The following is a 15684-nucleotide window of genomic DNA, read 5'->3' as shown; positions in this document are numbered from 1 at the left end:
AACAACGCCTCGTGCGCCGCGCCGTTCTTTCACCCAATTCCCAACTCCCTTGCGCCAAAGGGTTGATGAGAGCGCCATGCCCCGTTGACCGGTGACTGCGGCTGCCCCTATGTTCCCGCTGGGAAACGCTGTGCGGGCTGCGCACGGTCCGTGGCACGTTCCGTCCGGCAAAGGGGGGTTCATGCGTCGACTGTCCATCGCGGCCATCGCCGCGGCGTTCCTGGTCACCGCCACCGCGTGCGGCGGATCCGGTTCGGGAGGCCCGGCGGGCCCTGGTGGTACGGGCGAAGGGGCGTCGGGCGGCACGGCCCGCGTCACGGTCGGGATCATCCCCATCGTGGATGTCGCGCCCCTCTATCTGGGCGAGAAGAAGGGCTTCTACGCCTCGCGGGGCCTCGACCTCACCATGGTGACCGCCCAGGGCGGCGCGGCGATCGTGCCCGCCGTGGTCGGCGGACAGTTCCAGTTCGGCTTCTCCAACATGACCACCCTGATGATCGCCCAGAGCAACCGCGTCCCCGTGAAGGCCGTGGCCAACGGCATCGCGACCACCGGCGAGCAGGGCGCCGACTTCGCCGGCCTCACCGTGGGGAAGGGTAGCCCGATCACGTCGGCGAAGGAGCTGGAGGGCAAGAAGGTCGCGATCAACACGCTGAAGAACATCGGCGACACCTCCGTACGGGAATCGGTCCGCAAGGCGGGCGGCGACCCGGCCGAGGTCGACTTCGTCGAGCTGCCCTTCGACCAGATGCCCGCCGCCCTGGCCGGCGGCCGGGTCGACGCCGCCCTGGTGGTCGAACCCGCGCTGGCCACGGTCAAGAGCCAGGGTGGCACCGTCATCGCCTCCAGCTACGTCGACGTCTCGCCCGATCTCACCGTCGCGATGTACTTCACCTCCACCCAGTACGCCCAGCGGAACCCGGAGACGGTGAAGAAGTTCCAGGAGGCCACCGCCGAGTCGCTGGAGTACGCCAACCGCCACCCCGACGAGGTCCGCCGGATCCTCACCACCTACACGAAGATCCCCGAGTCGATGCTGCCGAACCTGATCCTGCCCCGCTGGCCCGCGCGGCCCGACCGGGCGTCGATCGAGACCCTGGCGAAGCTCGGCGAGCAGGACGGCACCCTCGGCTCCACGCCCGATCTGGACACGCTCCTCCCATGACCCGCGCAGGCGGAAACGGCCTGGTCAACGCCGCGTTGGGGGCCGGAGGCGTGGCCGTTCTCCTCGCCCTGTGGGAGCTGGTCCCGCGTACCGGACTGGTCTCCGCCGACTATCTCCCGCCCGTCGTCCGGGTGGCGGGCGCTCTCGGTACGGAGCTGTCCGACGCCACGTTCTGGACCGCGCTCGGCGACACGCTCACCGGCTGGGCGCTCGGCCTGCTGATCGCCGTCGTCGCGGGCGTCGCCGCCGGTGTCGTCCTGACCGTCGTGCCGTATCTGCGCGAGGCGACCGCCTCCACCGTCGAATTCCTGCGGCCCATCCCCTCGGTGGCGCTCATCCCGCTCGCCGTCCTCCTCTACGGCACGGATCTGCGCTCCACCCTGCTGCTCGTCGTCTACGCCTCGTTCTGGCAGGTCCTCGTCCAGGTGCTGTACGGCGTCACGGACGTCGACCCGATCGCGGATGAGACCGCGCGCTCGTACGGGCTCGGTACCTGGGCCCGTATTCGCTACGTACTCTGGCCGACCGCCCTGCCGTACATCATGACCGGCGTACGACTGGCCGCCGCCGTCGCGCTCGTCCTCGCGATCACCGCCGAACTCGTCATCGGGACACCGGGGATCGGCGCACGGATCGCGGTCGCCCAGAGCTCGCAGGCGGTGCCGGAGATGTACGCGCTGGTGGTGGTCACCGGGGGTCTCGGCCTGCTCATCAACGTCGGCGCCCGGGCCGTCGAGCGGCGTGCGCTCGCCTGGCACCAGTCCGTACGGGGCGAGGCGGCCCTGTGAAGGACACCGCCGCCTCCGCCACTCCCGCCTCCGCCCCCGCAGCTCGCGCCGTCTCTCCCTCCGCCACGACCGCGCCCCGGCGCGCCGTGCGCCAGGTGCTCCTCGCCCTCGGGCTGCCCGCCCTGCTCGTGGCGGGCTGGTGGATCGTCTCGGACTCCAGCACCAGTCTCTACGCGCCGCCGCTGCGTACCGTGGCCGCCGCCTTCGGCACGGTGTGGACGGGCGCGCGGATCGCCGACGACGTGGTGCCCAGCCTGCTGCGCCTCACGGCCGGGTACGCGCTGGCCGCCGTCGCCGGAGTGGCGCTCGGAGTCGTCATCGGCTCGTATCGCAGGGTGCGCGCCGCGACCGAACCCGTCCTGGAGTTCCTGCGGGCCGTGCCGCCGCCCGTGCTCGTGCCCGTCGTCATGCTCTTCGCGGGCATCGGGGACACGATGAAGATCGTGGTCATCGCCACCGGCTGCGTCTGGCCCGTCCTCCTCAACACCGTCGAGGGCGTACGGGCGGTGGACTCCGTACTGGCCGAGACCGCGCGGTCGTACGGCATCGGCGGTGCCGCCAGCATGCGCCATCTCGTGCTGCGCTCGGCGAGCCCGCAGATCTTCGCGGGGCTGCGCCAGGCCCTGTCCATCGGGATCATCCTGATGGTCATCAGCGAGATGTTCGCGGCCAGCAACGGCCTCGGCTTCGCCATCGTCCAGTTCCAGCGCGGCTTCGCCATCCCCGAGATGTGGAGCGGCATCCTGCTGCTCGGCGTCCTGGGCTTCCTGCTCTCCCTGCTGTTCCGCGCGGTCGAGCGCCGGGCTCTCGGCTGGTACCACGGTCTGCGCAGGTCAAGGCGGTCGTCATGACCATCAAGGAGGGGGACAGGATGCTCGACGTACGGGGGCTGCGCAAGGTCTACGAGGGGCAGGGCCGCCGGGTCGAGGCCGTCCGCGACCTCACCTTCTCCCTCGGCGCCGGCGAACTGGCCTGCCTGGTGGGCCCCTCGGGGTGCGGCAAGACCACCCTCCTCAAGTGTGTCGCCGGGCTGCTCGCGCCGACCGACGGCGAAGTCCGCCTGGCGGGACGGCGGATCACCGCGCCGCCGCCCGGCATGGCCGTTGTCTTCCAGGAGTACGGACGCAGCCTCTTCCCCTGGATGCGGGTGCGCGAGAACGTCGAACTGCCCCTGCGCGGGCGGAAGTCGCTCGACCGGAAGCGGCGCGGCGAACTGGTCGAGGACGCCCTCGCCGCCGTCGGCCTGGCGGACGCGGGCGGCGCCTATCCGTGGCAGCTCTCCGGTGGCATGCAGCAGCGTGTGGCCATCGCCCGGGCCGTGGCGTACGGACCCGAAGTGCTGCTGATGGACGAGCCGTTCGCCGCCGTCGACGCCCAGACCCGCGCCGAGCTGGAGGACCTGGTGCGCGGGCTCTGGCGTGAGCGGGGCATGACGATCCTGTTCGTCACGCACGACATCGACGAGGCCGTCTACCTGGGGGAGCGGGTGCTGATCCTCTCCGCCTCGCCCACCGTCGTACAGGAACAGGTGAAGGTCGACCTGCCGGAGGAGCGGGACCAGCTCCACACCCGGGTCGCCCCGCGCTTCGCGGAGCTGCGCACGCGGGTGTACGAGCAGATCCAGCTCGCCAAGCGCGGCGACGGGGCGCCCTGACGGGACGTTGGGCGAGGTTGCCCTGAGGGGTCGCCTGAGGGGTCGCCTGAGGGGTTGCTCTGGCGGGTCGCTCAGCCGGGTCTCTCGAAGAGGCGCGCCCGCACCGGCGTTCCGGGCGGGTGTTCGTAGGCCGCACTGATGTCGTCACCCTTGGTGCTGTCACATCACCACAGCGTGCAAATCGGCGAAGTCTATGCCCCATGGGGCGCCTGTGCGTGAGGTTGCGTGAATATGCCGAAGTGCCGATCAGGCCGGGCTAGGCTCTCGCGTTACGCGCCGAGTTGATACGTAATCAGGCACTTGTTCCCAGGTTCCTTGATTGTTCGAAAACCGACCTGAATCGACCGCCAGAGGGCTTACATGGTTCGTCTTGAAGCACCACCCAAGGAACAGGCACCACCCAAGGAACAGGCGTCACCGGGAATCCGCGTGCTGCTCCTCCCCGTCCTCCTCGTCACCGCGGTGACCGCCCTCGTGGTGGTCCTCGCCGAGGACACCGCACGGATACCGCTCGCGCTGTACGGAGCGGGAGCCCTGGTCGTCATCGCCTGGTGCGCCCTGGAGTTGGCGCGCCGCCGCCGGGCCGTCGGTGTGCTCCACGAGCGCTACGCGCACCGGATCTCCCTGCTGGAGGGCCGCCTCGCGCAGCACGACGAGGAGAGCGTGCGGCTCGGCAAGGAGCTGATGCCCGCCGCGGTGTACCGGCTCCGCCAGGGCGAATCACCCGACGAGGTGATCCGCGCCGTGGTCGACGGCGACGAGCGCTACCGCGAACTGCCCGTCGCGCAGCGTGCCTTGCTCAAGTCCGTACTCCAGATCGTCGACGACGAGGAGGCCATGCGCGAGTCCGCGCAGCGCGCCTTCGTGAACATCGCCCGCCGCGTCCAGTCCCTCGTGCACCAACAGGCCAGTGAGCTGCGGGAGATGGAGAACGCCCACGGCCGCAACCCCGAGGTCTTCGACGACCTGCTGCGCATCGACCACGGCACCGCGCTGATCGGCCGGCTCGCCGACTCCATCGCCGTACTCGGCAAGGCCCGACCCGGCCGTCAATGGCCCAGGCCCGTACCGCTGTTCAGCGTGTTACGCGGGGCGATGTCACGGATCCTGGAGTACCAGCGCGTCGACCTGCACTCGATCGCCAAGATCGCGATCATCGGCACCGCCGTCGAACCGCTCATCCACGCCTGCGCCGAACTCCTCGACAACGCCACCCGCTACTCGCCTCCGCAGACCCGCGTCCATGTCACCGCCGTCGAGGTGCAGACGGGGATCGCCATCGAGATCGAGGACGGCGGCGTCAGCCTCAGCGAGGAGGCGCGGGCCCGTGCCGAGAGCATGCTCGCGCGCGCCCAGGCCGGTATCGACCTCAACGACCTCGGCGACACCCCCCGGCTCGGCATGGCCGTGGTCGGGCGGCTCTGCCAGATGTACCACCTCCAGGTCTCGCTGCGGCAGTCGGCGTACGGCGGCGTCCGCGCCGTGCTGATCGTGCCGCGCTCCATCGTGACCACCGGGCCCGCGCCCGGTATCGCCCATGGCATCGGCGCCTCGGCGCTGCCCCGGGGCACCACGTCGGACCTGCCCACGACCGATGTACTGCGCCCCGCCAACCGTGTGCCGCGGCCGGTCACAGGACCCCGGCGCCCGGCCCCGGTCGCGGCGGCGGGGGAGGACGACGCGCCGGTGGTGACGGAGTGGACGGAGAACGGACTGCCGCAGCGGCGCAGCCGGGGCCGCGCCCCGCTGGGCTCGCACAACCTCGGCCTCCACTCCACCGGGCCCCGGGACGGCGGCCGGGCGTACGGCCCGTCGAACGGGGGCACGAACGGCACCCCCAACGGCCAGGTCGACGGCGCGCCGTACGGCCACGGTGGGGCCGGCGCACCGGCCGAGGCCGGTGACCCCGGGGCCGGTGACCGTACCCCGGAGGGGAAGCCCGGACCCGGCATCTGGCTCGAAGCGTTCACGAAAGCGGTCAACGGCACCCCCGGGGAGCCGTCGGCCGGGGCAGACGAGCCGCCGGGCCGGACCGGCGATCACGGCGAATCCGACGATGTACGGGGCAAGGGAGATCTGAAGTGATCCAGCAGCGGGCGAACATGGACTGGATGCTCAAGGAGCTCGCCGACGGGGTGCCGCAGATCCAGCAGATCGTGGTGCTCTCCGCCGACGGACTCAGGATCGCCCGGCACGGCGGCGACCCGGATGTGGCCGACCGGCTCGCGGCGGCCTGCGCCGGGCTCCAGAGCCTGGCCGCCGCGGTGGCCGCCGAGATCCCGCTGAGCGACGGCCGGATGCGGCTCGTCGTCATCGAGGTCGGGGGCGGCTTCTTCTACCTGATGGAGGCGGGCACGGGCGCCTACCTCGCCGTCCTCGCCGACGACACCGTGGACGCGGGGCTGGTCGGCGCGCGGATGCGGGACATGGTGGTCCGGATCGGAGCCCATCTCACCAGTCCGCCACGCCATGACGGGCAGTCCGGATGACCCCGCCTCCCCGACGCGAACGCCGTATGCCCGAAGCGGACGTGGGAGACCCGGAACGGCTCTACGTGATCACCGGCGGCCCGGACGGTGCCGAACGGGCCCCGCTCGACCTGGTCACCATGATCGTGGCCCAGGACGACCCGTCCCCGACGGTCCAGCCGGAACAGGCCGCCATCCTGCGCCTCTGCCACCGACCGCTCTCCGTGGCCGAGATCTCCGCGTATCTCAGCCTCCCCTTCAGCGTGGTGACCGCGCTGCTGACCGAACTCCTCGCGACCGAGCTGGTCGAATCGCGCGCGCCCATCGTCCGCGCCGCGCTTCCCGACCGGTCCCTTCTCGAAGCGGTGATGCATGGACTCCAGAAACTCTGACACGATCACCGGCCCCAGGACCGAGGACATCCTGCCCACCACGGCCACCTCCGCGGTGAAGATCGTGATCGTGGGCGGGTTCGGGGTGGGCAAGACGACCATGGTCGGCTCCGTCAGCGAGATCAGGCCCCTCACCACCGAGGAGACCATGACCCAGGCCGGGGTGGGGGTGGACGACAACCGGGGTGTGGAGAGCAAGACCGCCACCACCGTCGCCATGGACTTCGGCCGGATCAGCATCACCGAGCACCTGGTGCTCTATCTCTTCGGCACCCCCGGCCAGGAACGCTTCTGGTTCCTGTGGAACGGCCTCTTCGAAGGCGCCCTGGGCGCGGTGGTCCTCGTCGACACCCGCCGTCTCGAAGTCAGCTTCGACGTCATCGGACGGCTGGAGGAGCGCGGCGTGCCCTTCGTCGTCGCCGTCAACACCTTCCCGGACGCGCCGCACCACCCCGTCGAGGCCCTGCGCGCCGCGCTCGACCTGCCCGACGAGGTGCCGATGGTCGACTGCGACGCGCGGCTGCGGGCGTCGAGCCGCGATGTGCTGCTGAGGCTGATGAGCTATCTGCACGAACTCTCCGCGCCGCCCGGCTGAGCCGCCCCGCCCCTGCCCCTGCCCGCCCGAGCCGCCCGGCGCCCCTCGCGCACCGACCCGTCCTGGCGTACGCCCCCTTCGCGTACGCCCCTTTTCCGGCTCGTACGCCCCCTTTCCGGCCCGACCCCTGGAGCGACCGTGACCACCCCGTTTCCCCATCGACCCGGGCCGGACGGCCATGCCGCGCCGCCCCCCGGCTGTCCGGCCCACGGCATGAGCACCGGCGCCCTGCCCGGCACCGGCCTGCCCATCGGCCGCGTGAACGGCACGGGCCCCGGCGAGGACGGCCCCGCCCCGGACGGCGCGACCCCGGAAATCCCGCTCCGGGCCGGGCCGCGCCGGCTGTACGGGCCCGAGGCCGAGAGCGACCCGATGGGCCTGTACGAGAAACTGCGCGCCGAACACGGATCCGTGGCGCCCGTGCTCCTGCACGGCGACGTCCCCGCCTGGCTCGTCCTCGGCCACAGCGAGAACCTGCACATGACGCGCACGCCGTCGCAGTTCTCCCGCGACTCCCGGCGCTGGCGTGCGCTGCACGACGGCAGCGCGCCGCCCGACCACCCCCTGGCGCCGATCTTCACCTGGCAGCCCATCTGCGTCTTCGCCGACGGCGCGGACCACGAGCGGCTGCGGGGCGCGGTCACCGACTCGATCGCCCGCATCGACCACCGGGGCGTACGCCGCTACATCAACCGCTACAGCAACCGGCTGGTCAACGAGTTCTGCCAGGCCGGGCACGCCGATCTCGTCAGCAGCTTCGCCGAGCACCTGCCCATGATGGTGATGGCGCAGATCATCGGGATGCCGGAGGAGTACAACGAGCGACTGGTGCAGGCCGCCCGCGACATGATCAAGGGCACCGCCACCGCCAACGAGAGCAACGCGTATGTGATGGCCGCCCTGACCCGGCTGGTCAAGCGGCGCCGTATCGCACCGGAGGAGGACTTCGCGACCTGGCTCACCCGGCATCCGGCCGGGCTGACGGACGACGAGGTGAGCCAGCATCTGCGGCTGGTGCTCATCGCTGCGTACGAGACCACCGCCAACCTGATCGCCAATGTGCTGCGGATGGTGCTCACCGACCCCCGGTTCCGCGCCCAGTTGAGCGGCGGCCACATGACACTGCCGGAGGCGGTCGAGCAGACCCTGTGGGACGAGCCGCCGTTCACCACGATCTTCGGCCGCTGGGCGGTCGGTGACACCGAACTCGGCGGGCAGCAGATCAAGGCGGGCGACGCGCTGGTCGTCGGGATCGCGGCGGCCAATGTGGACCCGGTGGTACGGCCCGACGTCCACGCGTCCATGCGGGGCAACCGCGCGCATCTCGCGTTCAGCGGCGGCCCGCACGAGTGCCCGGGACAGGACATCGGACGCGCCATCGCGGACACCGGGATCGACGCGCTGCTGCTGCGCCTGCCGGACCTGCAACTCGCGGTGGAGGAGCACGAACTGCGCTGGTCGGCCGCGCTGATGTCCCGCCAGTTGCGTGAGTTGCCGGTGACGTTCGCGCCCCGGCCGCCGCAGGACGTCACCGGACCGCCGAACGCGACGTCCCCCGTACCGCGTCCGCGGTGGCAGGTCGACTCGCCCTCGCCCGGCACGGTACCGAGCAGGCCGTACGTCCCCGAGGCGGCGGCGTCGCCGGCCCCCGAGCCACCGCCCGCGGACGACGGCGGGCCGGTGCCGGTGGCAGGGGTTCCGGAGCAGCGTACGGGCAGCAGCGCGCCCCGGCGGGCGTGGCGGGCCGTGGCCCGCTGGTGGCGCGGGTACTGACGGAAGGAAATGAAGGGGGAGGGAGGTGGGTCAGCGCGCCGGGGCGAGCTGGTCCCACCACCAGGCGATCGTCGGGATGGGCAGCGGCTCCAGGCTGTTGTCGGCCGGCTGCTGCTTCCACCACCCGCCGGGCGGGGTACGCGGACCCGAGGACACGGTGTAACGGGGGCAGTGCGACGCCCAGTCGAGATGACCGCGGACGAACTGGCCGAGCCCCCGCACATAACGGCGCAGACCGTCGTCCGCCTCCGCCTCGACCTGCGCGGCCAGCCGGTCGAAGAGCACCATCACCCGGTCCCGCATCGCCACGACCCGGACGAGGGCGCGCTGCGGATCACACCCCTGTTCCTGGCACACCACATCGATCAGGTTGAGGTCGTCGCCCGCCCGCTCCAGTTCCTTGTTGCGGGAGTAGAGATCGTTGTCCCAGCTCACCAGCGTCCAGGTGATCTCCGTGAGGGCCTGTACGCGCGGGTCCTGGAGGTCCTCGTCGGACACGGAGAAGCCGCCGACGATCTCGATCATGGCGGTGGACGGCGCCATGCCGATGGCCCGCATCCACAGCGTGACGTAGTCGTCGATCGACGGCAGCCGGGCGTCGCTCCGCCAGGACGCCTCCCACACCAGCCCCGAGGTGTAGACGCGCATCGCCTCGGTCAACCGCCGGAGCTGGCGGGCCGAGGCGTACCGCTCCAGCTCCCGCCGGATCCCGCGCAGCGCGGCGGTGTGCGGGGAGTCGGCGGCCGAACGCGCGTCCGGTGCCTCCAGGGCGCGCATGATGCGTGAGGTCTCCTGCACCATCAGATCCGCCGTCGCCGCCGACTCGTCGCACACCCCGTCGTCCAGGGAGAAGAGGACGGCGTGCAACTTGGCCATCAGCGTGAGGGGTTCGAGCCGTCCGTACGGCATCGTCGACGCGGCCAGTCCGCCGAAGTCGCAGACGGCGAGACGTTTGAGCTGCCGCTCGTCCTGGTCGAGCCGTTGCCGGCGCATCCACCGTACGGTGCGTTCGTTGAGGGCCTCGCCCGAGCGGTGCCGGGCGGGCGGAACCGGACAGTAGAACGGCACGGCCGGAAGCTGCTGAGCCAGGCGCTGTTCCGAGACGCAGGTCACAATCGGCCTCCAGATGCGGGGACGGGCGTAGTGCGGTGCGCTGACGAGGCGCGATGTCATGGGGACAAGGCGTAGTGGAGCGTATCTGGCCATGTCGGATCGTCAACACCGGTGCATGTGCCCGCCGCCTGGCTGGAATTGACTGATTGTGAGCTGTCCTGATCAAGCTGGTGCGCGTTCCGGTAATCCTCACGGGAGGTCGCTTCGCGCCCCCCTGGTGCGGACTTCCTCGCGCCGCCGAGCGCCGTCATCCGCCTCCTCACCACGCCCCGGCCGGCGCCCGCGACGGGGCTCCCGGCGGCGTTTTCGTCACGGCCCGTGTCCGGGCCGTGCAGATTCGACCATTCTCCGGATCGCTGACACTACGTCAATGATCGGTCCCCTGAGGAGACGAACGCACTCGATCCATCTCAGCACGGCCCTCATCCTCCGGCCGTGCTCAGCGCCCCTCGCGGAAGCGGCGGAAGAAGGCCCGGACATCACCGACGAAGAGGCCGGGTTGCTCCAGGGCGGCGAAGTGGCCGCCCCGGTCGAACTCCGTCCAGTGGACGACGGGGTGGTCCCGCTCGGCGAGCCGCCGCACCGGACGCGCGAGGTCCCCGCCGAAGACCGCGACACCGGTCGGTGTGGGATACGGCTCGCGCACCGGACCGGAAGGGGTACGGGTGTGCGGGGAGTGGGCGTGCTCCCAGTACAGCCGCGCCGACGAACTCGCCGTACGGGTCAGCCAGTAGAGCATCACGTTGGTCAGCAGCCGGTCACGCGGCACCGCGTCCTCCGGTACCCCCGCCGAGTCCGTCCACTCCCCGAACTTCTCGACGATCCAGGCGAGTTGGCCTACCGGCGAGTCGGTGAGCGCGTACCCGAGCGTCTGCGGCCGGGTGCTCTGGAGCAGTGCGTACCCCGACATCTCGGCGTACGCGTCGGCCGTACGGCGCAGCCGCTCCCGGTCCTCGTCGCCCAGTGCGGCGGCCACGGCCGGATCGTCGGGCGGCGGTGTCAGCAGGGTGTTGACATGGACGCCGACGACATGGGAGGCGTCCGCGCGGCCCAGTTCGAGGGTGATCGCGTGGCCCCAGTCGCCGCCCTGCGCGCCGTAGCGGTCGTACCCGAGCCGCCGCATCAGCTCGGCCCACGCCCGCGCGACGCGGCACACGTCCCAGCCGGGGCCGGGGGTCGGCCCCGAGAGCCCGTAGCCGGGGAGGGAGGGGATCACGAGATCGAACGCGTCGCCGCCGGCCCCCGCCGGAGGATCCGTCAGCGGGCCGATCACATCGAGGAACTCGACCACGGATCCGGGCCAGCCATGGGTGAGCAGCAGGGGCAGCGCGCCGGGCCGGGGCGAACGGATGTGCAGGAAGTGCACGGTGGCGCCGTCGATCGTGGTGGTGAACTGCGGAAAGCCGTTGAGCTCGGCCTCCTGGGCGCGCCAGTCGTAGCCGTCGGCCCAGTACCCGGCCAGCTCCTGGAGATAGGGGAGCGGGACGCCCTGCGACCATCCGGCACCGGTGGCCGCGACGGGCCAGCGGGTCGCCGCCAGCCGGGCGGAGAGCTCGTCCAGCTCCCGCTGCGGTACGGCGAGGGTGAAGGGGGCGAGCGCGGCGGAGGCGGGAGGGACGAGGGAGGCGGGAGAGATGGGGGAGGCGGTCATGCGCGGTCCCTGTCGTCGTCCGGGCCGCCGGCCAGAGCCCGCGCGGCCGCCACTTCCGTGGCGTCCCAGCCGATCGAGCCGCTCCGCGGCTGTCGGCCGTCCTGCTCGTCGATCCAGCGGTTGTGGGCCTCCCAGGCGGCCTGCTTGCTGGTGCCCAGGGCCGCTCCGATCCGGGACCAGGACGCCCCGGCGCGGCGCGCCGACCGTACGGAGAGCTGACGCCCGTACGCCGCCTTGCGGGCGATCAGCTCGCCCAGCGCCAGCAGCTCCAGCGTCTCGTCACGGCTCAGCGCGGCGACGTCGGAGAACGCGCCGTCCGGGCCGTCGGCGCCGTCCTCGTCGGGGGCGGAAAGCGACTCGCGGGTGCGCAGCTCGTCGTAGCGCGCGACGGCGGTGCGCAGGGTGAAGCGGGTTTCCAGCTCATCGGGGGTGGGCATGGGCCGAGCCTTCCGTCAGGGCGGCTTGACGTCAAGGTTTCTTGACGAACGCGCGGGGCGACCCGTCCGGCCCCGTACGTGAACCCGCCCGGCCCCGGACATGACGGTGGGCCCCTTCCGGAGAAGGAGCCCACCGTCATGTGGTGCGCCGCTCCCGTCCCCACGGTGCGGCGCGGACGGACCGTCGTCATCCGCTCGGAACGACGGTCCGCCGGTCAGGGGTGCGCGCCGGTCCGCAGACCGAGCGCGGGAAAGACCGCGGCCTCCAGGAACCGCGTGAGATACGCCTCATCCGCGTACCGTCCCTCCGTCGTCGGCCGCGCGCGCATCACGCCGATGAGCTGGGCGGCCACGAACTCGATGGCGGGATTGTCCGCGGCCAGCTCGCCCCGGGTCACGGCGCGCTCCAGCATGGCCTCGATGGCCGTGATCTCCGGTTCGATGAGCGTTTCCCGCAGCGCCAGCAGCAGTTCCGGGTTCTGGAGCGCGGCATGACTGAGTGCGTGCAGCAGCGCCGTGTCGCGTCCCGCGCCGAGCGCCGCCACACGGACCGCCGCCCTCAAGTCCCCTTCCAGCCCGCCGGTGTCGACATCCGCGAGCATGGCGCAGCGGGTGCCGCGCAGCGCGGCGGCGACGAGCTGCGGCTTCGTACGCCACTGCCGGTAGAGCGTGGACTTGCCGCAGCGGGAGCGGGCGGCGACGCCCTCCATGGTCAGCGCGTCGTAGCCGCTCTCCCTGAGCAGGTCGAGAGCCGCCTCGTACAACTCCCGTTCCCGTTCCGGGGTGATCTTGGAGCGGCGCTGCGACGTCATCGTCTCTCCTTGGCTCTCGCACTCACACATCGATACGTCAGTGTACCGATACGCCAGTGTACCGATACGAATCCGTATCGGTACACTGGCGTATCGATAGGGCCGGGTGCAGACCCCGCCGCCGTACCACCACGTCGTCGCAGGACGCCGTGTCGTCCATGCAAGGGGGTCGGGTGGTGCACCACCACACCCGCACAGGGCCCGCCGAACGGAAGCAGCGCTCTTCCGCCCGACCGCCCCTCGTACGAGAGCCGATGCTCGTCACCGGAGTGTTCCCGGTCTGCGAACCGGGCAGGCGCCTCGCCGTCACACCGGCGTTCCTCAGAGCGCCGCGCCATGAGGACGCGCCGCACGGATCCCTGGTCGTACGGTCGGCCGTGCCGGCGCGGCCACAGGATTCGCAGCCGGAGCCTGTGCCCGGGGCTCCGGTCGCGGTCCGGGGCACCGCCGCGGGAGCGGTCCGATGAGCGCCGGGATGGCCGTCGCGGTGGCGCTCTCCCTCGTCTCCGCCGTCGCCTACGCCTGCGCGGCCGTCGCACAGGAACGCCTCGCCGCCCGTACGCGGCAGGGCACCCCGCTCCTCACCCTGCTGCGCCGGGGAGCCTGGTGGTCGGCCGTCGGGCTGAACGCGACCGGCGCGCTGCTCCATGTCGTGGCGCTGACGTACGGCCCGCTCACGGTCGTCCAGCCGCTGGGCGCGCTCACGCTCGTCGCCGCCGTACCGCTGGGCGCCCGCCGCGCCGGGCGCCAGGTCAGCCGGGGCGAGTGGCACGGCACGGCGCTCACCCTGGCCGGTCTCGCGATCATCCTGCTGACGGCCGCCGGGGCCTCTCCCGAGCGGACGCTCACCCTGCCGCAGGCACTCGGCGTCGCGGGCGTCGCCATGGCCCTGGTCGCCCTGCTGACCAGGCCCGGAGCCCGGCCGGGACTGCGTCACGCGGCGGCCTCCGGGATCATCTCCGGCGTCGCCTCCGCCCTCACGCAGACGGTCACGGTCGCCGCCACGGAGCGCGACGGGGCCACCGGCACGCTGCCCCTCTGGCAGGTCGGGGCCGTGGCCCTGGTCGTCGCGGCCTTCGCCTCGGGCGGTCTGCTGCTCTCGCAGACGGCCTACCGGGGCGGCCTGGGAGCCCCGCTCGCTGTGCTGACCCTGGCCAACCCGGTCGCCGCGTCCGTCATAGGCCTGGCGCTGCTGGGCGAACGGCTCCAGGGCGGTGAACTGGGCGTCGCCGCCGCGCTCGTGGGCGCCGTGGTCGCGGCGCGGGGCGTGGTGCTGCTGACGCGGACGGCCGCGGTGACGGCACGGACGGCGGGCGCGTCGTTGACGCCGGAGCCCGTCCCGGCCGTCTCCGCCCCCACGTACCGCGCCGCCACCCTCCGCGTCGAACGCCGCCGCCGGCGGAGGTCCGGCGCCACCCGGTCGGCCGTGTCCCGGCGCGCGATCTGCTCCGTACCGGCCGACCCGGAAGAGGCCGAGGTCACCGGCCCCCTGGGGCGCGTACCACGCCAACGGCGGCTGCTGCGGCGCTCCCGGGCCGCCGCGTGAAGCCGGTGTGAAGCTGCGCTGTGGGGCCGCTTAAGAAATCCTCGATGGACCGGAACGGTCGGGGTCGGCACATTGGAGTCGATCACCGCACAGCGATCACTTCACTGCGATCACTTCACTGCGATCACCGCACGGTGATCACAGCACAGTGATCACCGTTCAGCACCATCACCCCGGGAGCCGCGCCCCATGAAGGCACTTGTGAAACAGAAGGCCGAGCCGGGGCTGTGGCTCATGGACGTCCCCGAGCCGGAGACCGGCGACGGCGACGTGCTGATCAAGGTGGCCCGTACCGGCATCTGCGGCACCGATCTGCACATCCGCTCCTGGGACGGCTGGGCCCGGCAGGCCGTCACAGCACCCCGGATCCTCGGCCACGAGTTCGTCGGTGAGGTCGTCGCCGTCGGCGCCGCCGTACGGGAGATCGCCGTCGGCGATCTCGTCAGCGGCGAGGGCCACCTCGTCTGCGGCACCTGCCGCAACTGTCTCGCGGGCCGGCGCCATCTCTGCCGCAGTACGGTCGGCCTCGGCGTCGGCCGGGACGGCGCGTTCGCGGAGTACGTCGCCCTGCCGGCCTCGAACGTCTGGGTCCACCGCTCCGACGTGAACCTCGACATCGCCGCGATCTTCGACCCCTTCGGCAACGCCGTGCACACCGCGCTCTCCTTCCCGCTCGTCGGCGAGGACGTGCTGATCACCGGCGCGGGCCCCATCGGGATCATGGCCGCCGCCGTCGCCCGGCACGCCGGGGCGCGCCATGTCGCGATCACCGACGTCAGCCCGTACCGCCTGGAACTGGCCCGCAAGGTGGGCGCCACCCTCGCCCTCGACGTCTCCGCCCCCGGCAGCGGCATCGCGGAGGCCCAGCGCCGGCTCGGCCTCAAGGAGGGCTTCGACATCGGTCTGGAGATGTCGGGCCGGCCCGAGGCGCTGCGCGACATGGTCGACAACATGACGCACGGCGGCCGGATCGCCATGCTCGGCCTGCCCGCGGAGGAGTTCGCGATCGACTGGTCGAAGATCGTCACCTCGATGATCACGATCAAGGGCATCTACGGCCGCGAGATGTTCGAGACCTGGTACGCGATGACCGTGCTCCTCGAAGGCGGGCTCGACCTCACCCCCGTCATCACCGGCAGCTACGGGTTCGAGGAGTTCGAGGCCGCGTTCGACGAGGCGGCCACCGCCCGCAGCGGCAAGATCATCCTCGACTGGACCGGCTGAGCCCGGCCCCCTCCCCATCACCTCCGGGGCGGCCGACGCCGCGCCCGCCCCGCTGAAGCCCACAGA

The 15684-nt window shown here is 71.9% G+C and carries 15 protein-coding genes; 11 read left to right on the top strand and 4 right to left on the bottom strand.

The window, feature by feature from the left end:
* The first annotated feature begins 181 nt into the window (after positions 1–181).
* The 9 genes from ACIBJC_RS03610 (at position 182) to ACIBJC_RS03570 (ending at position 8835) form a co-directional block, all read left to right on the top strand.
* Positions 182–1165 carry an ABC transporter substrate-binding protein gene (locus ACIBJC_RS03610; RefSeq protein WP_399287172.1) on the top strand — a complete coding sequence of 328 codons (984 nt, stop codon included), beginning with the start codon at positions 182–184 and terminating at the stop codon, positions 1163–1165.
* A complete protein-coding gene (locus ACIBJC_RS03605; RefSeq protein ID WP_399287170.1) occupies positions 1162–1953 on the top strand; it encodes an ABC transporter permease in 792 nt (263 codons plus the stop codon). The genes ACIBJC_RS03610 and ACIBJC_RS03605 overlap by 4 nt, the downstream gene beginning before the upstream one ends.
* 86 nt (positions 1954–2039) lie before the next feature.
* Entirely contained in the window at positions 2040–2804 is a 765-nt protein-coding gene (locus tag ACIBJC_RS03600; protein WP_399288103.1) for an ABC transporter permease, read from the top strand.
* Positions 2801–3607 carry an ABC transporter ATP-binding protein gene (locus ACIBJC_RS03595; RefSeq protein ID WP_399287168.1) on the top strand — a complete coding sequence of 269 codons (807 nt, stop codon included), beginning with the start codon at positions 2801–2803 and terminating at the stop codon, positions 3605–3607. The genes ACIBJC_RS03600 and ACIBJC_RS03595 overlap by 4 nt, the downstream gene beginning before the upstream one ends.
* A 360-nt stretch (positions 3608–3967) precedes the next feature.
* Positions 3968–5692 carry a sensor histidine kinase gene (locus tag ACIBJC_RS03590; protein ID WP_399287165.1) on the top strand — a complete coding sequence of 575 codons (1725 nt, stop codon included), beginning with the start codon at positions 3968–3970 and terminating at the stop codon, positions 5690–5692.
* Complete coding sequence (locus ACIBJC_RS03585; RefSeq protein WP_329827730.1) at positions 5689–6096, top strand: roadblock/LC7 domain-containing protein; 408 nt, start codon at positions 5689–5691, stop codon at positions 6094–6096. Before ACIBJC_RS03590 ends, ACIBJC_RS03585 begins: the two co-directional genes overlap by 4 nt.
* Positions 6093–6467, top strand: a complete 375-nt coding sequence (locus ACIBJC_RS03580) for a DUF742 domain-containing protein (protein ID WP_329827729.1) — start codon at positions 6093–6095, stop codon at positions 6465–6467. The genes ACIBJC_RS03585 and ACIBJC_RS03580 overlap by 4 nt, the downstream gene beginning before the upstream one ends.
* The gene (locus ACIBJC_RS03575; protein ID WP_399287162.1) at positions 6448–7062 is read left to right on the top strand and encodes a GTP-binding protein; all 615 of its coding nucleotides are present in this window, start codon (positions 6448–6450) and stop codon (positions 7060–7062) included. Before ACIBJC_RS03580 ends, ACIBJC_RS03575 begins: the two co-directional genes overlap by 20 nt.
* Before the next feature lie 138 nt (positions 7063–7200).
* Complete coding sequence (locus tag ACIBJC_RS03570) at positions 7201–8835, top strand: cytochrome P450 (RefSeq protein WP_399287159.1); 1635 nt, start codon at positions 7201–7203, stop codon at positions 8833–8835.
* A 30-nt stretch (positions 8836–8865) separates the two neighbouring features.
* Here the strand turns inward: ACIBJC_RS03570 and ACIBJC_RS03565 are convergent, their stop codons facing one another.
* The 4 genes from ACIBJC_RS03565 to ACIBJC_RS03550 all read right to left on the bottom strand — a co-directional run bounded on the left by ACIBJC_RS03565 (position 8866) and on the right by ACIBJC_RS03550 (position 12848).
* Complete coding sequence (locus ACIBJC_RS03565) at positions 8866–9948, bottom strand: hypothetical protein (RefSeq protein WP_399287156.1); 1083 nt, start codon at positions 9946–9948, stop codon at positions 8866–8868.
* A 439-nt stretch (positions 9949–10387) separates the two neighbouring features.
* Positions 10388–11599 (bottom strand): epoxide hydrolase family protein, encoded by a 1212-nt coding sequence (locus ACIBJC_RS03560; RefSeq protein ID WP_399287153.1) that lies wholly within the window; start codon positions 11597–11599, stop codon positions 10388–10390.
* Positions 11596–12036: a hypothetical protein gene (locus ACIBJC_RS03555; RefSeq protein ID WP_399287150.1), complete on the bottom strand. Its 441-nt coding sequence runs from the start codon at positions 12034–12036 to the stop codon at positions 11596–11598. Before ACIBJC_RS03555 ends, ACIBJC_RS03560 begins: the two co-directional genes overlap by 4 nt.
* Positions 12037–12251: 215 nt before the next feature.
* A complete protein-coding gene (locus tag ACIBJC_RS03550) occupies positions 12252–12848 on the bottom strand; it encodes a TetR/AcrR family transcriptional regulator (protein WP_399287147.1) in 597 nt (198 codons plus the stop codon).
* Positions 12849–13311: 463 nt separating this feature from the next.
* Between ACIBJC_RS03550 and ACIBJC_RS03545 the strand changes: the two genes are divergently transcribed.
* Positions 13312–14394 carry a DMT family transporter gene (locus tag ACIBJC_RS03545; RefSeq protein WP_399287144.1) on the top strand — a complete coding sequence of 361 codons (1083 nt, stop codon included), beginning with the start codon at positions 13312–13314 and terminating at the stop codon, positions 14392–14394.
* 189 nt (positions 14395–14583) lie between these two features.
* Positions 14584–15618 (top strand): L-threonine 3-dehydrogenase, encoded by a 1035-nt coding sequence (gene tdh, locus ACIBJC_RS03540; protein ID WP_399287141.1) that lies wholly within the window; start codon positions 14584–14586, stop codon positions 15616–15618.
* Positions 15619–15684: the final 66 nt, after the last annotated feature.

The sequence above is a fragment of the Streptomyces sp. NPDC050509 genome, from assembly GCF_044457965.1.
Taxonomy (GTDB): Bacteria; Actinomycetota; Actinomycetes; order Streptomycetales; family Streptomycetaceae; genus Streptomyces.
This window is presented reverse-complemented; position numbering and strand designations above follow the sequence as displayed.

What these genes read in the sequence shown, in the direction of transcription:
- tdh (WP_399287141.1), top strand. Translation starts at nt 14,584, where the DNA reads ATGAAGGCACTTGTGAAACAGAAGGCCGAGCCGGGGCTGTGGCTCATG.
- ACIBJC_RS03560 (WP_399287153.1), bottom strand. Translation starts at nt 11,599, where the DNA reads ATGACCGCCTCCCCCATCTCTCCCGCCTCCCTCGTCCCTCCCGCCTCC.
- ACIBJC_RS03595 (WP_399287168.1), top strand. Translation starts at nt 2,801, where the DNA reads ATGACCATCAAGGAGGGGGACAGGATGCTCGACGTACGGGGGCTGCGC.
- ACIBJC_RS03580 (WP_329827729.1), top strand. Translation starts at nt 6,093, where the DNA reads ATGACCCCGCCTCCCCGACGCGAACGCCGTATGCCCGAAGCGGACGTG.
- ACIBJC_RS03575 (WP_399287162.1), top strand. Translation starts at nt 6,448, where the DNA reads ATGGACTCCAGAAACTCTGACACGATCACCGGCCCCAGGACCGAGGAC.
- ACIBJC_RS03550 (WP_399287147.1), bottom strand. Translation starts at nt 12,848, where the DNA reads ATGACGTCGCAGCGCCGCTCCAAGATCACCCCGGAACGGGAACGGGAG.
- ACIBJC_RS03545 (WP_399287144.1), top strand. Translation starts at nt 13,312, where the DNA reads ATGAGCGCCGGGATGGCCGTCGCGGTGGCGCTCTCCCTCGTCTCCGCC.
- ACIBJC_RS03605 (WP_399287170.1), top strand. Translation starts at nt 1,162, where the DNA reads ATGACCCGCGCAGGCGGAAACGGCCTGGTCAACGCCGCGTTGGGGGCC.
- ACIBJC_RS03610 (WP_399287172.1), top strand. Translation starts at nt 182, where the DNA reads ATGCGTCGACTGTCCATCGCGGCCATCGCCGCGGCGTTCCTGGTCACC.
- ACIBJC_RS03590 (WP_399287165.1), top strand. Translation starts at nt 3,968, where the DNA reads ATGGTTCGTCTTGAAGCACCACCCAAGGAACAGGCACCACCCAAGGAA.
- ACIBJC_RS03555 (WP_399287150.1), bottom strand. Translation starts at nt 12,036, where the DNA reads ATGCCCACCCCCGATGAGCTGGAAACCCGCTTCACCCTGCGCACCGCC.